The sequence below is a fragment of the Streptomyces sp. NPDC003691 genome (assembly GCF_053981115.1).
This window is the reverse complement of sequence record NZ_JBSFNQ010000008.1, coordinates 1-15,868: the sequence shown is the minus strand read 5'-3', so window position 1 is coordinate 15,868 and position 15,868 is coordinate 1. Positions and strand designations below refer to the sequence as shown.

The following is a 15,868-nucleotide window of genomic DNA, read 5'->3' as shown; positions in this document are numbered from 1 at the left end:
CGCGCTACCGTCGGTGCGGGGATCGGGGCCGGGGTCGAGCCGAACCGGTCCGGGTCCGGGGAGCGTGCGAGGGGAACCGTCCGTGGGGATCGAGAGCGAACAGCTCGTCTACGACTATCTGAGCCGGGTCGGCGACCTCGCGCAGCAGCGGCAACTGCCGTCCGGGGAGCGGATGCGGCTGGTCTCGTCGCTGCGGGGCGAGATCGAACGGCAGCGGGCGAAGGCGCCTTCGGACAGTCCGGCCGCGGTACGGCGGATCCTCGGGAAGCTGGGCACGCCGGACGAACTGGTCGACAGGGCCGGCCGGGCGGGTCCCGCGGACGAACCCCCGTACGGCGCCCCGGCGCCGTCCCCGCACCCGGCACCGTCCGCCTCCCCGGCTCCGGCCTCCTTCCCGTCCCCGGGCGGGTCCGGCGCGGCGGACTCCCGGGCGGACTCCGCCGGGAAGCTGCCGGTCCCCGCCCAGCGGATGCGGAAGCTCATCCCGCGCCCCCGCAAGGACCGCGCGGCCCCCGCCGTCCCCCCGCCGCCGTCCCCGCCCGGCCTGCCGCCCCACCTCGCGGGCCTGGACGAACTGGGCCCCTCCCGGGGCGCGGGCCCCGACCTCGACGGAATCGGCGGCGACGGCGACTGGTGGAGCGTGCAGCCCAGGCCGTACGGGGCGGGGGAACAGGTCGGCGGGTTCACCGGCGGGGTCGAGGTCCCCGAGATACTGCATCCGCCGCGCGCCGACGACGACGGCGACGACGAGACCGGCACCGACGAGGAGTCCGGCGACGGCGGAGAGCAGGAAGAGGCCGCCCCGCCGCCCGGTCTGCTGCCGCGGCTGCTCGCCCGCCGTGCGAAGGACCCCGGGAAGGCGGCCGCCACCGCCACCGCGGCCGGCCTCGGCAGCCCGCTGCTCCTGCTTGCCGCGCTGCTGCTGATCGGGGGCGCGGTCTTCGGCACCTGGTTCGCCTTCGCGGCGGGCTGGCTGATCGCGTACGCCTCCCGCCGGCTCGGCCCGTTCGAGACGAAGGTCGCGGTCTTCGGCCTCCCCGGGGCGGCCGTCGCGGCGGGCGCCGTCTGGCTCTGGGGCCGCTCCACGAACCGCTGGGGCGCCCCCCTCCCGGAGGACGCGATGCGCGACGCCTTCCTGGAGACCGGCCCCTGGGTCCTGCGCGCCGCGGCGGTCGCCTCGGCGCTCTATCTGATCTGGCGTGCGCGGAAGGTGTGAGGCGCGACCATGGCGCTCTGCTTCGAACTCGTCGTGAACTTCGGCGACAAGACCACCGCGGCCCGGGCAGCCGCCCAGGCCGTCCCCGCCACCACCGTGCTGCGCGCCGGGAAGTACCGGATCCCCCTCCACCCGCCCCTGCTCGGCACCGACGCCACCGGTGACACCGTGCTGTCCCTTCTGCCGGTCGCCGTCGGCTACGGCGTCGCCGTCGACGGCAGCCTGCCGCGGTTCCCGCTCACCCCGGCCGAACTCACCGAGATCGGACATCAGCTCTACGGTCTGCTGGCGGAGTTCGACGGGTATCTCGTCGCGCGGGTCGGCTGGGACCCGGAACACTGGCTCGACCCGGCCGATCTCAGGAACGACTGGCTGGAGGAGCTGGTGGAGGGGAGCATCGACGGGCTCGTCCTCCACGAGAGCCTGCACGCGGAGCTGGGGCTGGGGGATGCCTACGAGGTGTTCCGCCCCGGATACCGGTGGATTCCCTACTGGGGCGAGTGACGGCCGCCCGGGTCCTGGCCGGGTCCTGGCCGGGCCATGAGCCGGGTCATGAGCCGGGTCATGAGCCGGGGCGGGATCCGCGCCGGCCGTCACGGACGGGCGGAGAGGCGACCGTGCGGCGGCGGTGGGCAGAATGTCGGCATGGACGTGCCAGCAGCCACCGCCGGGGAATCCCGGACCCCGCCCGCCTTCACCGTCGGCTTCGACCTCGATATGACGCTGATCGACTCGCGTCCCGGTATCCACGCCACGTTCGTCCGGCTCTCCCGGGAGACCGGTGTGCGGATCGACGCGGATCTCGCCGTCAGCCGGCTCGGGCCGCCGCTGGAGCAGGAGCTGGCCCACTGGTTTCCCGATGACCGAATTCAGGCCATGGGCGACCGGTACCGCGAGATCTATCCGGAGTACGCGATCGAGCCCACCCGCGCGATGCCCGGCGCGCACGACGCGGTACGGGCCGTCCGGGAGTGCGGCGGGCGGGCGATCGTCGTCACCGCCAAGCACGAGCCCAATGCCGAACTCCACCTCGACCACCTGGGTATCGCCCCGGACGCGGTGATCGGCTGGCTGTGGGCCGAGGGGAAGGCGGAGGCGCTGCGCGAGTACGGCGCGGGGGCGTACGTCGGCGATCACACCGGTGATGTGCGCGGGGCGCACACCGCCGGGGCGCTGGCCGTGAGCGTGCCCACCGGGCCGTGCGACGCCGCGGAGCTGCGGGCCGCCGGGGCGGATGTGGTGCTGGACGACCTCACCGCGTTCCCCGACTGGCTGCGACGGACGGCACCCGCCCTGGCCGCGGGCCGCTGAGCCCGCCCGCTGCCGGGGCCGCGCGCTGCCCAGGAGGCGGGCCCGCTCCGGCGGTGGGACCCGCGCTCTGCCTACGCGGCAGACCCGCTCCGGCCGCGGGACCCCGGCGGGCCGGGATTCCGGCCCGCGCCGTCGTTATTGCGTCACCGATTTGGCCGTCCGCCGCTGGGCCGCGATCGAGCGGAACACGCCCGCACCGGCGATCATGAAACCGACGCCCATCAGCATGCACACCGCGTAAGCGACCGGCGGGAACGGATCCGTCCCCAGGAACAGCGGAGCCATCGTGACGAGCGTGGCCATCGCGCCCACGATGAAGACGATCGCGCCGGCCCGGACCAGTCCGTCTCCCGGCGCGGAAGGAGTAGCAGTCATCCGGCCAGGGTAGTTCCCCACGAGGACGAACCGTTCGGCGACGTCTTGTCACCGGCCCCTGGACCATTAGCCTTGGGTGTGGTGCGGGTCGATGGACCCGCCCCACTGCTATTCGGATGCTTTTCAGATCGTTTCGATGATTTCCTGCTGCTTCCACCGGACCGTTCCGGTGCGAGAGCGCCCGACGAATCGCCCCGACGAGTACAAGGACGAGGACAGACGTGCCTACCGGCAAGGTCAAATGGTTCAACAGCGAGAAGGGCTTCGGCTTTCTCTCCCGCGACGACGGCGGCGACGTCTTCGTTCACTCGTCAGTGCTGCCCGACGGTGTCGATGCGCTTAAGCCCGGACAGCGGGTGGAGTTCGGTGTTGTCGCGGGCCAGCGCGGTGACCAGGCGCTTTCCGTCGTCATTCTCGACCCGACGCCCTCGGTGGCCGCGGCCCAGCGCCGTAAGCCCGATGAGCTGGCGTCGATCGTCCAGGACCTCACCACCCTGCTGGAGAACGTCACCCAGCAGCTGGAGCGCGGCCGCTACCCCGACAAGGCGCAGGGCTCCAAGATCGCGGGCATGCTGCGGGCGGTGGCGGACCAGCTCGACGTCTGAGCCGTACCGCGTCTGAGCCGTACGGCGGCGCGCGGCGGCGCGGGACGGCATCCCGCCGGACGGCGCGCGGCGCTCGCCCGATCGGATGAGCCCGGCGCATCGGGGCCGAGAGGCGGTACACAGCCTCTCGGCCTTTTCGCGCCCTTCTGCCTCCCCGTACGCCCCCGCCCCGCGCGCTCCGGCCGTCGCCGGACCGGTCTCAGGTCTCAGGTCTGAGGTCTGAGGTCTCAGGTCTCAGGGGAAGTCCAGCGCCCCCGGCGCGAGCGGGGGCACCAGGCCCTCGGCCGCCGCGCGGGTCAGCAGGCCGCGTACCGCCGCATAGCCGTCCGGGCCCAGACCGGCCGTGAACTCGTTGACGTACAGCCCGATATGCCGGTCCGCGACGGACGGGTCCATCTCCTGGGCGTGCTCCCGGACATACGGCCGGGAAGCCTCCGGGTCGTCCCAGGCCAGCCGGACCGAGGCCCGCGCCGACTCCGCGAGCAGCTCCAGCGTCTCCGCGCCCAGGGACCGCTTGGCGATGATCGCGCCCAGCGGGATCGGCAGCCCGGTCGTCTCCTCCCAGTGCTCACCCATATCGGCCAGCTTCACCAGGCCGTACTCCTGGTAGGTGAACCGCGCCTCGTGGATCACCAGACCCGCGTCCACCACCCCGTCCCGGACCGCGGGCATGATCTCGTGGAACGGCATCACGACGACCTCGCCCACTCCGCCGGGCACCCGTTCCGCCGCCCAGAGCCGGAACAGCAGATAGGCCGTCGACCGCTCGGACGGCACCGCGACCGTACGCCCCGCCAGGTCCGCGCCGGTCGCGCCCGTCCCGCCCGACCCGTCGGGGGTGTCGCGGGTGAGCACCAGCGGGCCGCAGCCCCGGCCCAGCGCCCCGCCGCAGGGCAGCAGCGCGTACTCGTCCAGCACCCAGGGGAGCACCGCGTACGACACCTTCAGCACCGAGCCCTCGCCGCGCTCCGCCATGCCGTTGGTGATGTCGATGTCCGCGAAGGTGACGTCCAGCGGCGGAGCGCCCGGCACCCGGCCGTGCGCCCAGGCGTCGAAGACGAAGGTGTCGTTCGGGCAGGGGGAGTACGCGATGTCCATCTCAGCTCTCCTTCCGCGGGGTCCCCGGCGGGGGACCTGCCTCCAGGGCCGCCTCCGGAACCGGGGCCGGGTCCGGGGCCTTCTCCGGGGCCTTCTCCGGGTCCGGCAGGGGCGCGGGGCCCTCGAACAGGGGGCGCAGCCTGCGGAAGCCCTCCGTCAGCGCGGTCAGTGCGTCTTTGATCCGCCAGGCGTCCCGGTCGCGCGGGCCCACCGCGTTGGAGACCGCCCGGATCTCCAGGACCGGCAGCCCGTGCAGCGCCGCCGCCTCCGCGACCCCGAACCCCTCCATCGCCTCGGCACCCGCCCCCGGATGACGTCCGGTCAGCTCGGCGGCCCGGGCGGCGGAGCCCGTCACCGTGGAGACCGTCAGCACCGGCGCGTACAGCGCGCCCGCCAGTCCGGCCGCCGCCCGGGACAGCTCCGCGGGGGGACGGTGCCGGGTACGGCCGAAGCCCAGCTCGTCGACGGGCAGCCAGCCGCCGTCCGGCGTACCGGCCCCGAGATCGGCGGCCACGATCGTCTCGGCGACAACCAGGGAACCCACCGGGGCGTGCGGGGCGAAGCCACCGCCGATACCCGCGGAGACGACCAGGTCGTACGGGAGCACGTGCGGGAGGTCATGGGCCGCCGGGCCGCCGGTGCGGTGTACGGCGGCGGCCAGCGCCGTGGCCGTACGCGCGGCGGCCGCGGCGGGACCCACCCCGCCGACCAGCACCTCCGCGCCGCAGTCCGCCGCGCCGACGGCTTCCGCCTCCGGCGCGACCGCGGTCACGACCAGTACCCGCACCTCACCGGCCTCCGGTTCCGGTTCCGGCCGCCGTCACCGTACGCCGACCGGGCCTCAGCCCGTCTTCTTCAGCTGGAACTGCCAGACGCCGACGGGCTGCTGGTCCTTCACCTCGACGATCTGGAGGCGCAGCTTGTCCTGGCCGCCCGGCGGGAAGAAGGCGCGGCTGTTGACCGACTGGTACGTCTTCTTGGACTCCTCCGCCTCGTTGGAGAGCGAGCCCTCGACGCCCAGCACCCAGCCGTTCTCGGCGATCGCCGGGTCCACGCCGATGCGCAGCGGCAGATCCGGGTCGACCTCCAGGGTCTTGCCGGTCTTCTTCATGCACTCGTCGTACACGTCCTTGGCCAGCGGCTTGCCGTCGTTGTAGCAGGCGGCCTCGGTGTTCACCGACTCCGACCCGATCGTCAGGGTCGCGACCGGGGTCGGCTTTTCGCAGGCGGTGAGGGACAGGAGCCCGGCGCCGACGATGGCGACGGCGGCGGTGGCCCGGCGGCGGGTCCCGGACAAGAACGCAACGGTCATGCCCGAAGGCTATCTGTCCCCGCCTTCCCGTCCACGCGCGGGCCCCTCCGGGTGGGTCGTGCCCCGCCGTCCGCGGGCTGCCGGAGCCCGCCTTCCCGCCTCCCGGCGCGGGGCCCGGACCTGTCCCGGGGGTCCCGCGGGCCGGACTCTCCGGCGGCTCACCGCCGTCGCGGCTCGGGCCCGGTTCACGCCACCCGTGGTCGTCGGCCCGGGCGCGGCCCGTGGCGGCCGGCCGCCAGCAGGCCCCGTACCGACGCCACCGCGCCCGTCGACACGATCGCCGCCGCCACCGACATGCCCAGCACCCCGTTCAGCGGCAGCACGATCCCGATCGCACCGCCCACCACCCAGGCCATCTGGAGCATCGTCTCCGAGCGGGCGAAGGCCGAGGTCCGCACCTCCTCCGGGACGTCCCGCTGGATCAGCGCGTCCAGCGACAGCTTCGCCAGCGCCTGGCAGAAGCCCGCCGTGGCGCCGAGCACCGCGACCATGCCCGCGCCGAAGAAGACCGCCGCCAGCACCGCCGCCGTGATCACCAGGCCCAGCACCGTCGCGATGATCACCTCCGGGCCGCGGGCCTTCAGCCAGGCCCCGACCCCGGTACCGATCGCATTGCCCGCGCCCGCCGCCACCCCCACTATCCCCAGCGAGACCGCCGCGCTCTGGCCCGCCAGCGGATGCTCCCGCAGCAGAAACGCCAGGAAGAAGATCAGAAAACCCGAGAGGCAGCGGAGCGCCGCGTTCGCCTGGAGCCCGTGGATAACCGCCGGGCCGACCGTCCGCAGACTGGGCCGCTTCCCGCCGTGAGTGAGCACCCGGACATTCGTCTCACCCTTCGCCGAGTCCACCTTGGGCGGCAGCCGCAGCGCCCAGAACGTCCCCAGCAGAAAGAGCGCACACGCCCCGTACAGCGTCCACGCCGGACCGATCCGGTGCAGCCCGGCGCCGATCGGCGCGGCGATCCCGGTCGCCAGCAGCCCCGCGAGCGTCACCCGTGAATTCGCCTTGACCAGGGAGAACCCCGACGGCAGCAGCCGCGGTACGACCGCGCTGCGGACCACTCCGTACGCCTTCGACGCCACCAGTACGCCCAGCGCCGCCGGATACAGCTCCAGCGAGCCCGTCACCACCGCCGCCGACATCGTGACCGCCAGCACCGCCCGCGTCAGCATCGCCGTCGCCATCGCCGCCCGGCGGCCGTGCGGGATCCGGTCCAGCAGTGGGCCGATCACCGGCGCCAGCAGCGCGAACGGTGCCAGCGTGATCGCCAGATAGAGGGTCACCCGGCCCCGGGCCTCGTCCGTCGGCACCGAGAAGAACACCGTCGACGCCAGCGCCACTGTGATCATCACATCGCCCGCGCCGTTGACCGCGTGCAGCTCGATCAGCCTTCCGAGGCCCGACTCGCCCGCGCCGTGCGCGTGTGTCGCGCGCCGGATCGACCGCGCCGTACCCGTGAACGGCAGGTGCAGCGCACGGGCCACCGCCCGGCACGCCCGGCCCAGCGCCCCGAGTGCCCTGCGCGCTGCGGAACCGTCGTCCGACGAACTGGCTGCGGCCACCACGCCATACTGCCTGAAGGCGGCTCGCGACGGCGGGTGATGCGCGGTTGTTAGCTCCCGTTGGGGCGCGCAGGTGGGCGGGCGGCGGCGGAAGAGGTAGCGTGCGTAGCGCGCCACCGGCGAATGTTCTCGGCCGCGCGCCTCTTCGGCATCCCGCAGAATGGATGCCGGAAGGTGTGCCCGTGACGGACCGGTCCGGGCGCGGACGTCGATGCGGCCCTCAGGTCCGCTCCGCCCGCCGCTCGTGTCCGCCCCGCGCAACGGCCGGCGCACCCCGTGAGACGGCGTAGGAGAGAACGAGACCTGTGAGTGCTGCGACGACGAGAAGCCGTACCCCCGACCGTCTGTGCGCCGAGGCGGTGGAGCTCGCGAGAGCGGCCGCCGAGGAGACCGCCGCGCCCGGAGTGGTCGGCGAACACGTCGCCCTCGTCTCCGAGGGGGACCGCGTCGTCACGCACTTCTTCGAGTGCAAGGAGCCCGGCTACCGGGGCTGGCGCTGGGCGGTAACCGTCGCCCGGGCCTCCCGCGCCAAGGTCGTCACCCTCGACGAGAGCGTTCTGCTGCCCGGCCCCGACGCCCTCCTGGCACCCGAATGGGTGCCCTGGAGCGAGCGGCTCCGGCCCGGCGACCTCGGGCCCGGCGATCTCCTGCCCACCAGCGCGGACGACCTCCGTCTCGAGCCGGGCTACTCCGGCGAGGACGCGCCCCCGCCGAACTCCGTCCTCACCGAGACCTCCCACGACCTCGCCGAGCGGGTCGAGCAGGAGGACGCCGAGCTGACCGACCGGCGCCCCGCCGACAGCGTCCCCAACAGCCGCGGCGAGATCGCCTCCCTCGCGGAGGAGCTGGGCATGCGGCGGGCCCGGGTCCTGTCGCGCTACGGTCTCCACACCGCGGCCGACCGCTGGGACGAGTCCTTCGGCGCGAAGACCCCGATGGCCCAGGCGGCTCCCGCGGCCTGTGTCTCCTGCGGATTCCTGGTGCCGATCACGGGCTCGCTGTCCCAGGCGTTCGGCATCTGCGCGAACGAGTTCTCCCCGGCGGACGGGCGCATCGTCTCCCTGTCGTACGGCTGCGGGGGCCACTCCGAGGCCGCGGTCATGCCGAAGCCGCCGCAGCCGGCGCCGCCGGTCCTGGACTCCCTGGCCCCCGACGCCTTCCCCCTCCACGACGAACCGACCCCTTCGGACGCCGACCTGGGCCACGCGTAGTCGCCTCCCGCTGAGGGGCCTGTGGTCCAGGGGGCCCCTGGGGGGTGCCGCACCTGCGTGGTGCGTGCGCGTTGGGCCTCGGGCCCCGGAGCTGTGGGTGGCCGTTTCCGCGTGTCCGGCTGCGGGTGGTAGGTGGCTTGTCGCGCAGTTCCTCGCGCCCCTGGGTACCTGTGCCTGCTGTCCCTGCCGGGTGCGGGTTCTTCAACGGTGGTCGAGTCCCGCTCTCCGTGGGGTCGTCACCCGGTCCTGTCTGGTTCGGGCAGGTCGGTGGCCTCCGGGCTCACCTCCTCGCGGACTGCGATGCACCGCCACTGAAGCGCGTCCCTGCTTGTCGCAGCCCGCTGCGGGGGCGACCCTGCACCCCCCTCCCCACGGACCCGTTGCATGGATGCCCACGGGCCCGAAGATGCCGACAGGGTCCCGCGCCAAACAATGGACGCATATCCCCAGGGCGGGCCCGCACCCCGAGAACGGGGGCGAGTAGTAGAGGGGCAGCGGTTGACGCTGAGATTGATCATGGCGTGAGGCCGTAGCCCAGCAGGGATCTTCCGTGCAGGCGTTCGGCCGATCACTCGCCGGTCCGGAGTTGTCCCGGCTACCGTCCGCTCCGTGCCGGTTGAGTTTTTGAGTGATGATCAGGCCGCGTCGTACGGGACCTTCAAAAGGAGGTCCCCACCCGGCCCGAGTTGGAGCGGTTCTTCTTCCTGGACGACGCCGACCGGGACCTGATCGCGCTGAGACGTACCGACAGCCACCGGCTGGGCATCGCGTTGCAGATCTGCACGGTGCGGTACATCGGCCGGTTCCTGGCGGACGACCCGTTGGACGTGCCGTGGCCCGTGGTGGACTCCTCCGGCCGGACCGGAGAGCGATCCGGCGGGCGGCGAAGTCGGTCACCTCCGCGAGCGCGCCGGTGCCGTACGAGGACGGGTAGAGCGCGAGGGCCCGCCGGAGACGTCAGGCGTTCAGGGGGTGCTTCGAAGTCATGCCGAGCCTCCTGCGGAACGGGTCCGGGGTGCCGCCAGGCGGCGGTCCGCCCGCCCGGCGGCACCCTTCCGTCCTGGCTGTGATTCACGTCACTGCCGGCGGCTCGGTGCAGCACTCGGCCCCGTTCCGCCGTCATGGGGGCAGTGATCGGGACGGGATGAGGAGAGGAGGTCGGCGGGTGAGGTTTCGCAGGAGCGGTCCGGGCATCGGATTCACGGAGTTCGCCGCACAGCGGTCGGGAGCGTTGTTCCGCACCGCGTATGCGCTGACCGGTGACGTGCACGTGGCCGAGGATCTGGTGCAGGAGGCGCTGGAGCGGGCGTGCCGGCAGTGGCGGAAGGTCGCGGTGGCGGACTCGCCGGAGGCGTACGTGCGCAAAGTGCTGGTCAACCTGGCCAACGACCGCTGGCGGCGGCTGTCGCGCCGGGGCGAGCGCCCCGGGCTGTCGGGGGTGCCCGAGACGGCCGACCCCCGGGACCGGTTCGGGCAGGTGGATCTGCGCGCGGAACTGATCGAGGCACTGCTCGGGCTGCCGATGGGCATGCGCAGCGTGGTGGTCCTGTACTACCTGCACGATCTGGACGCCCGGCAGGTCGCCGACGTCCTGGACATCTCTCCGAGTGCGGTGAGGTCCCAGCTCGCCCGCGGCCTGGCCAAGCTGCGCGATTCCGTATCGGGCGCCCAGGCGCCGCACACGCCGTCGGCCGCTTTCGGAGGTACGAAGTGAGGAACACGTCGTCCGGACCGGCCCCGCTCGAGCCGGGCCTCGAAGCCGAGCTGCGTGCCGCGGTGGCCTCCTTCGCCGACGGGCCGACGGCGCCGGTCGTCGACGCGGCCGCGATCGAGCGAGCCGTCAGCCGCAGCCGCACCCGCCGGGCGCTCCTCGGCAGCGCCGCGGCGTGCTGCGTGCTGGCGTTCGCCACGGTGGGGTTCTTCGCGCTGAAGCCCGTGCCGCCCGCGCCCGGCGCCTCCCCGTCCCTGTCCCCACCGGCGAACGGGGCGTGCACCCCGCTCGCCACCGGCACCCCCAAGAGCGGAAGCGCCGATGCGACTCCGGCACAGGAGCAGGAGCAGACCGCGGGAGCGGGCATCGCGCTGCCGGACCTGGCCGGCATGCCGGTCGAACAGGCCGGAAGCCTGCTGCGCGGACTCGGACTGAGCTGCACGATCATGCGGCACACGGACTGGAACGCTCCCGCCGGGCAGGTGATCAGCAGTCAGCCCCGGGGCGGCGCAGAACCGGTGGCACCGGGCTCGTCCGTCCTCCTGCTGGTCTCGACGGGCAAACCCGGCGGAACCTGAGCGACCGGGCCCTTCGGCCCGCGCACCGGCCGAGTGAACCCAGGGGCCGGTGCCGGGCAGTCCGTCGACCGCGGCGCACCGGCCGGACGCCCGCCCCTCCGGGCCGCTGCTGGACTCACAGCGCGATTCTTTCGCCGCAGACACAACTCGCTCGACGATCACGCTAGCCAGTCGGCCCGCTCCCTCACCGGCGAACGCCTGAACCCCTTGGTGCCAACGGCTGTACCGCCGCTACCCGCGACTGTGGAGCCTCGCCGCCGGCCACCCGCACCAACGGCCGGAGGGGTCCCTGCGCGGGTCTCCTCCGGCCACGCCGGACGAGGCCAAGCGGCCCGCCACTACAAGATCAATCTCAGCGTTAACCGCTGCCCCTCTACTACTCGCCCCCGGAGAAGGACACACTTTCCGGGCACGGTGACCGCAAGGCGTGCCCTGCCCGGAGTCGTGTGACAGCCCCGGGGTGTGCCTGCACCCCGAGTGGGGCGCACTCTCCGTCCCGGGTGACCGCAAGACATCTCTCCCCCCGGTGACGGCGATACCACCAGGGGCTTTGCGGTGCTGCTCAAGTCGGGATCACGTGGGAGTGGGGTGCAGGGTCGCCCCCGCAGCGGACTGCGACAAGCAAGGCTGCCCCCGGGGGCGGTGCATCGCAGGCCGCGAGGAGGTGAGCCCGGAGGCCCACGACCCACCCGAACCCAGACAAGGCGGGTCACGACCCCACGAAGCAACGGTCACAAAGCTTTTCAGCCCCGCCGGCGTTTGAGGCGCAGAAGCCGCCCGCACCCCACGGGCAAGGCACACCCCCGGGGCCCCGGAGCAAGGCCCCAGCGGGAGGCCGCCGGCCCCGGGCGCAAGAGCCCCGGGAAGGGACCGCCCCGGAGGGGACACGGTACCTTCGGCGCATGAGCGAAGCGCCCGGTACTCCCGACCCCTTCGGCACCGCCCGTCTCCGCCGCGGCGTCCTCGACGCCTGGGCAGCCGTGCCCGCGCGCTTCCGGGAGGACGCGAACGCGGAGGAGGACCTGGTCCTCGGGGGGTACCGCGACCGCCTGATCGTCGAGCTGGCGCAGAACGCCGCCGACGCGGCGGCCCGCGCCGGTACCCCCGGCCGCCTGCGGCTGACGCTCCGTGAGAACACGCTGGCCGCTGCGAACACGGGCGCACCGCTCGACGCGGCCGGGGTCGAGTCCCTGAGCACCCTGCGCGCCTCGGCGAAGCGGGACGAGAGCAGCGGCACGGTGGGCCGGTTCGGTGTCGGGTTCGCCGCCGTGCTGGCGGTCAGCGACGAGCCCGCCGTCCTCGGGCGGCACGGCGGCGTCCGCTGGTCGCTGGCCGAGGCACGGGCCCTCGCGGAGGCCGCCGCGGCCGAAGCCCCCGACAGCCCCGGCGCCCCCGCCGGCCCCGCCGGCCTCGCCGAAGAGCTGAAGCGCCGCGACGGCCATGTCCCGACGCTCCGGCTGCCGCTGCCCGCCGAGGGCACCGCTCCCGACGGCTACGACACGGTCGTGGTGCTCCCGCTGCGCGACGGCGCGGCCGCCGACCTGGCGGCCAGGCTGCTGCGCTCCGTCGACGACGCGCTGCTGCTCACCCTCACCGGCCTGTCGGAGATCGTGATCGACACGCCGGACGGGGTGCGGACCCTGACCCGGGCCGCCGAAGGCCCGTATGTCCGGATCGAGGACTCCGGAACCGCGCCCGGCACGGGGAACGGCACCGGAACCGCCCCCCGCGAGGGGACCCGCTGGCGTACCGTCAGCCGCCACGGGGCCACCGCCCCCGCGCTGCTGAAGGACCGTCCGGTCGAGGAGAAGCTGCGCCCCCACTGGTCGGTGACCTGGGCCGTGCCGGTGGACGGTGAGGGTGCGCCCGTGCGCCCGGCGACCGAGCCCGTGGTGCATGCCCCGACGCCGACGGACGAGCCCCTCGGCGTACCCGCGCTGCTGATCGCCTCGCTGCCGCTGGACACGACCCGCCGCCATCCGGCGCCCGGCCCGCTGACGGATTTCCTCGTGGAGCAGGCCGCGCAGGCCTACGCCGAACTGCTGGGCGCCTGGGAGCCGGTCTCGACGGCCACCATCGACCTGGTGCCGGGCCCGCTCGGCAAGGGCGCGCTCGACGGGTCGCTGCGCGCGGAGATCCTGAAGCTGCTGCCGCGCACCGCGTTCCTGGAGCCGGCCGCGCCCCGCCCCGAAGCGGCCGGGACCACCGAGTTCGAGGAGACCGGGCTGCCGGAGACGGACCGGCCGGGTGCGCTGCGGCCGGTGGAGGCGGAGGTCCTGGAGGGTGCGGGCGCCGACACCGTGCGCGTACTGGCCGATGTCCTGCCCACCCTGCTGCCCGCCGGTCTGGAGCGGCGGGCCGAGCTGCGGACCGTCGGAGTGGCCCGGGTGCCGCTGACCGAGGCGGTCGACCGGCTCGCGGGCCTGGAGCGGGAGCCGGGCTGGTGGTGGCGGCTGTACGACAGCCTCGCGGGCGTCGACCCGGACCGGCTGACGGGTCTCCCGGTGCCGCTGGCCGACGGCCGTACCGTCATCGGCCCCCGGCAGGTCCTGCTGCCGCTGCCGGACTCCGACGCCGAGGCGCAGCGCAGGCTGGCCCGTCTCGGGCTGAAGGTCTGTCACGAGGATGCCGCGCACCCGCTGCTGGAGAAGCTGGGCGCGCTGCCCGCGACGCCCCGGGCCGTGCTGACGACCCCGCAGGTGCGGGCCGCTGTCGCCGGGTCGCTGGAGGCGGGCGACGTCTGGTACGGCGACGAGGACGCGGACGGCGCCCTGGACGCCGACGAACTGGCCGATACGGTCCTGGCCCTGGTCCGGGACGCGGAGCTGGAGCCCGGTGACGAGCCGTGGCTCGGCGCCCTCGCGCTGCCCGACGAGGACGGGGAGACCGCTCCGGCGGGGGAGCTGGTGCTGCCCGGCAGCGCCTTCGCGGCGGTGATGCGGGAGGACGCGCTCGCGTTTGTCGACGCGGAGCTGGCCGCGCGGTGGGGCGAGCAGCCGCTGGCCGCCTGCGGGGTGCTGGCGAACTTCACCCTGGTCCGGGCCACCGATATCGTCCTGGACCCGGACGAACTGGAGCCGCGCGACGGCGACTGGGCCGAGCCGGACGACGCCGGGCTGCTCGACGCGGTCGACGTGTGGTGCGAGGACGTGCTGGACCGGCTGCCGGAGACGCCGGTGCCGCCGGTGGCGACGGAGCTGGTGGCCGTACGGGATCTGGACCTGGTCGACGACGACTGCTGGCCGCAGGCGCTGGCCCTGCTGGCCCGGCCGCCGCTGCGGGACGCGCTGACGCAGCCCGTGCGGGTGCTGCTGCCGGACGGCACGACCGACACCGTACGGCCGTATACGGCGTGGTGGCTGCGCGACCATCCGGTGCTGGACGGCCGGCGCCCGGCGGGTCTGCGGGCCGCGGGCGGCGATCCGCTGCTGGCGGGGCTGTACGAGGCGGTGGACGCGACCGGCTTCGACGACGCCCAGGTGCTGCGGGCACTGGGGGTACGGACCACGGTCGCCGCGCTGCTCGACGAGCCGGGCGGCGGCGCGGAGCTGCTGGGCCGGCTGGCCGACCCTGAGCTGCCGGTGGGCGCGGCGCAGTTGCACGGCCTGTACTCGGCGCTGGCCGAGCTGGATCCGGAGCAGGTGACGCTCCCGGACGAGCTGCGGGCGGTCGTCGACGGCGAGGTGCGGGTGGTGGACGCGGCGGACGCGGTCGTCGCGGACGTACCGGATCTGATTCCGCTGGCGGGCGGGCTGCCGCTGCTGCCGGTGGGCCCGGAACGGGCGGCGGACCTGGCGGAGCTGTTCCAGGTACGGAAGCTGAGCGAGTCGGTCTCCGCCGAGGTGGGGACGGAGGGGGAGGAGCACGACGTACCGGAGTCGGTACGGGTGCTGCTGGGCCCCGCGGTACCGGAGACGTACGTCGAGCACGAGGAGCTGGTCGCCGGGGGCGTGGAGCTGGACTGGCGGCGCACGCCCGACGGGGTGGTCCACGCGGCGACGGTGGAGGGTGTGGCGGCGGGGCTGGCCTGGGCGGCGGGGCAGTGGCCGCGGCGCTTCGAGGTCGCGGCGCTGCTGGAGGACCCGTCCCGTACCGCCGAACTCGCCCGCGACCGCTGGTTCGACGGGGCCGCCTCCCGCTGAGGGGCCTGTGGTCCAGGGGGCCCCTGGGGGTGCCGCACCTGCGTGGTGCGTGCGCGTTGGGCCCGGGGCCCGGGGCGCCGTGGGTGCCGTTTCCGCGTGTCCGGCTGCGGGTCGTTGGTGGCTGGTCGCGCAGTTCCTCGCGCCCCTGGGTACTCGTGCCTGCGGCCCTTGCCCGGTGCGGGTTCTTCAACGGTGGTCGAGTCCCGTTCTCCGTGGGGTCGTCACCCGGTCCTGTCTGGTTCGGGCAGGTCGGTGGCCTCCGGGCTCACCTCCTCGCAGGCTGCGATGCACCGCCACTGAAGCGCGTCCCTGCTTGTCGCAGCCTGCTGCGGGGGCGACCCTGCACCCCCCTCCCCACGGACCCGTTGCATGGATGCCCCGGACCCCAAGCCGCCGACAGGTAAGCCCGTACTCCGGGGTGAACACATCCCCGGGGGTGGGTGACCGCACCCCGAGTGGGGCGCACCCTCCGGGGGTGGGTGACCGCAAGATTTGTCCTCCCCCGGTGACGGCGACACCACCAGGGACATTGACCGGCTGCTCAAGTCGGGATCACGTGGGAGTGGGGTGCAGGGTCGCCCCCGCAGCCACGGGCGACATGACCGATGCGCTTCAGGGCGGTGCATCGCACGTGGCGAGGAGGTGAGCCCGGAGGCCCACGACCCACCCGAGCCCAGACAAGGCGGGTCACGACCCCACGTAGCAACGGTCACAAGCTTTTCAGCCCCGCCGGCGTTTGAGGCGCAG

At 74.0% G+C, this 15,868-nt stretch carries 13 protein-coding genes and 1 pseudogene; 9 read left to right on the top strand and 5 right to left on the bottom strand.

The genetic code is table 11. The features are described from left to right. The first annotated feature begins 82 nt into the window (after nucleotides 1-82). From ACWDR0_RS05955 to ACWDR0_RS05945, 3 genes are all read left to right on the top strand, one after another. Nucleotides 83-1,216 (top strand): hypothetical protein, encoded by a 1,134-nt coding sequence (locus tag ACWDR0_RS05955; protein WP_456350405.1) that lies wholly within the window; start codon nucleotides 83-85, stop codon nucleotides 1,214-1,216. Nucleotides 1,217-1,225: 9 nt separating this feature from the next. After that, the gene (locus tag ACWDR0_RS05950) at nucleotides 1,226-1,720 is read left to right on the top strand and encodes a hypothetical protein (RefSeq protein WP_456350404.1); all 495 of its coding nucleotides are present in this window, start codon (nucleotides 1,226-1,228) and stop codon (nucleotides 1,718-1,720) included. Between the two features lie 141 nt (nucleotides 1,721-1,861). Continuing rightward, a complete protein-coding gene (locus tag ACWDR0_RS05945) occupies nucleotides 1,862-2,527 on the top strand; it encodes an HAD family hydrolase (RefSeq protein WP_456350403.1) in 666 nt (221 codons plus the stop codon). Between the two features lie 135 nt (nucleotides 2,528-2,662). Here ACWDR0_RS05945 and ACWDR0_RS05940 read toward each other — a convergent pair whose 3' ends face one another. After that, nucleotides 2,663-2,902: a hypothetical protein gene (locus tag ACWDR0_RS05940; RefSeq protein WP_456350402.1), complete on the bottom strand. Its 240-nt coding sequence runs from the start codon at nucleotides 2,900-2,902 to the stop codon at nucleotides 2,663-2,665. Nucleotides 2,903-3,123: 221 nt separating this feature from the next. On the opposite strand from ACWDR0_RS05940, the gene ACWDR0_RS05935 reads away from it, so the two are divergent. Then, nucleotides 3,124-3,507, top strand: coding sequence for a cold-shock protein (locus ACWDR0_RS05935; RefSeq protein ID WP_456350401.1), 384 nt, complete (start codon nucleotides 3,124-3,126; stop codon nucleotides 3,505-3,507). A 234-nt stretch (nucleotides 3,508-3,741) separates the two neighbouring features. Here the strand turns inward: ACWDR0_RS05935 and ACWDR0_RS05930 are convergent, their stop codons facing one another. From ACWDR0_RS05930 to ACWDR0_RS05915, 4 genes are all read right to left on the bottom strand, one after another. Then, nucleotides 3,742-4,605 carry a 1,4-dihydroxy-6-naphthoate synthase gene (locus tag ACWDR0_RS05930; RefSeq protein ID WP_456350400.1) on the bottom strand — a complete coding sequence of 288 codons (864 nt, stop codon included), beginning with the start codon at nucleotides 4,603-4,605 and terminating at the stop codon, nucleotides 3,742-3,744. 1 nt (nucleotide 4,606) lies between these two features. After that, complete coding sequence (locus ACWDR0_RS05925) at nucleotides 4,607-5,392, bottom strand: futalosine hydrolase (protein WP_456350399.1); 786 nt, start codon at nucleotides 5,390-5,392, stop codon at nucleotides 4,607-4,609. Nucleotides 5,393-5,446: 54 nt separating this feature from the next. Beyond that, nucleotides 5,447-5,917 (bottom strand): DUF2771 family protein, encoded by a 471-nt coding sequence (locus tag ACWDR0_RS05920; protein WP_456350398.1) that lies wholly within the window; start codon nucleotides 5,915-5,917, stop codon nucleotides 5,447-5,449. Between the two features lie 185 nt (nucleotides 5,918-6,102). After that, nucleotides 6,103-7,479 carry an MFS transporter gene (locus ACWDR0_RS05915; protein ID WP_456350397.1) on the bottom strand — a complete coding sequence of 459 codons (1,377 nt, stop codon included), beginning with the start codon at nucleotides 7,477-7,479 and terminating at the stop codon, nucleotides 6,103-6,105. A gap of 305 nt (nucleotides 7,480-7,784) precedes the next feature. Between ACWDR0_RS05915 and ACWDR0_RS05910 the strand changes: the two genes are divergently transcribed. The 5 genes and pseudogenes from ACWDR0_RS05910 (at nucleotide 7,785) to ACWDR0_RS05890 (ending at nucleotide 15,121) form a co-directional block, all read left to right on the top strand. Then, nucleotides 7,785-8,690: a DUF3027 domain-containing protein gene (locus ACWDR0_RS05910; protein WP_456350396.1), complete on the top strand. Its 906-nt coding sequence runs from the start codon at nucleotides 7,785-7,787 to the stop codon at nucleotides 8,688-8,690. 609 nt (nucleotides 8,691-9,299) lie between these two features. Further along, nucleotides 9,300-9,538 (top strand): annotated as a pseudogene (locus ACWDR0_RS05905) (DUF4158 domain-containing protein); the annotation flags it as partial. Nucleotides 9,539-9,882: 344 nt separating this feature from the next. Continuing rightward, nucleotides 9,883-10,404, top strand: a complete 522-nt coding sequence (locus ACWDR0_RS05900) for a SigE family RNA polymerase sigma factor (protein WP_456350517.1) — start codon at nucleotides 9,883-9,885, stop codon at nucleotides 10,402-10,404. Continuing rightward, nucleotides 10,401-10,979 (top strand): PASTA domain-containing protein, encoded by a 579-nt coding sequence (locus tag ACWDR0_RS05895; protein ID WP_456350395.1) that lies wholly within the window; start codon nucleotides 10,401-10,403, stop codon nucleotides 10,977-10,979. The genes ACWDR0_RS05900 and ACWDR0_RS05895 overlap by 4 nt, the downstream gene beginning before the upstream one ends. A 902-nt stretch (nucleotides 10,980-11,881) precedes the next feature. After that, nucleotides 11,882-15,121: a sacsin N-terminal ATP-binding-like domain-containing protein gene (locus ACWDR0_RS05890; protein ID WP_456350394.1), complete on the top strand. Its 3,240-nt coding sequence runs from the start codon at nucleotides 11,882-11,884 to the stop codon at nucleotides 15,119-15,121. Nucleotides 15,122-15,868: the final 747 nt, after the last annotated feature.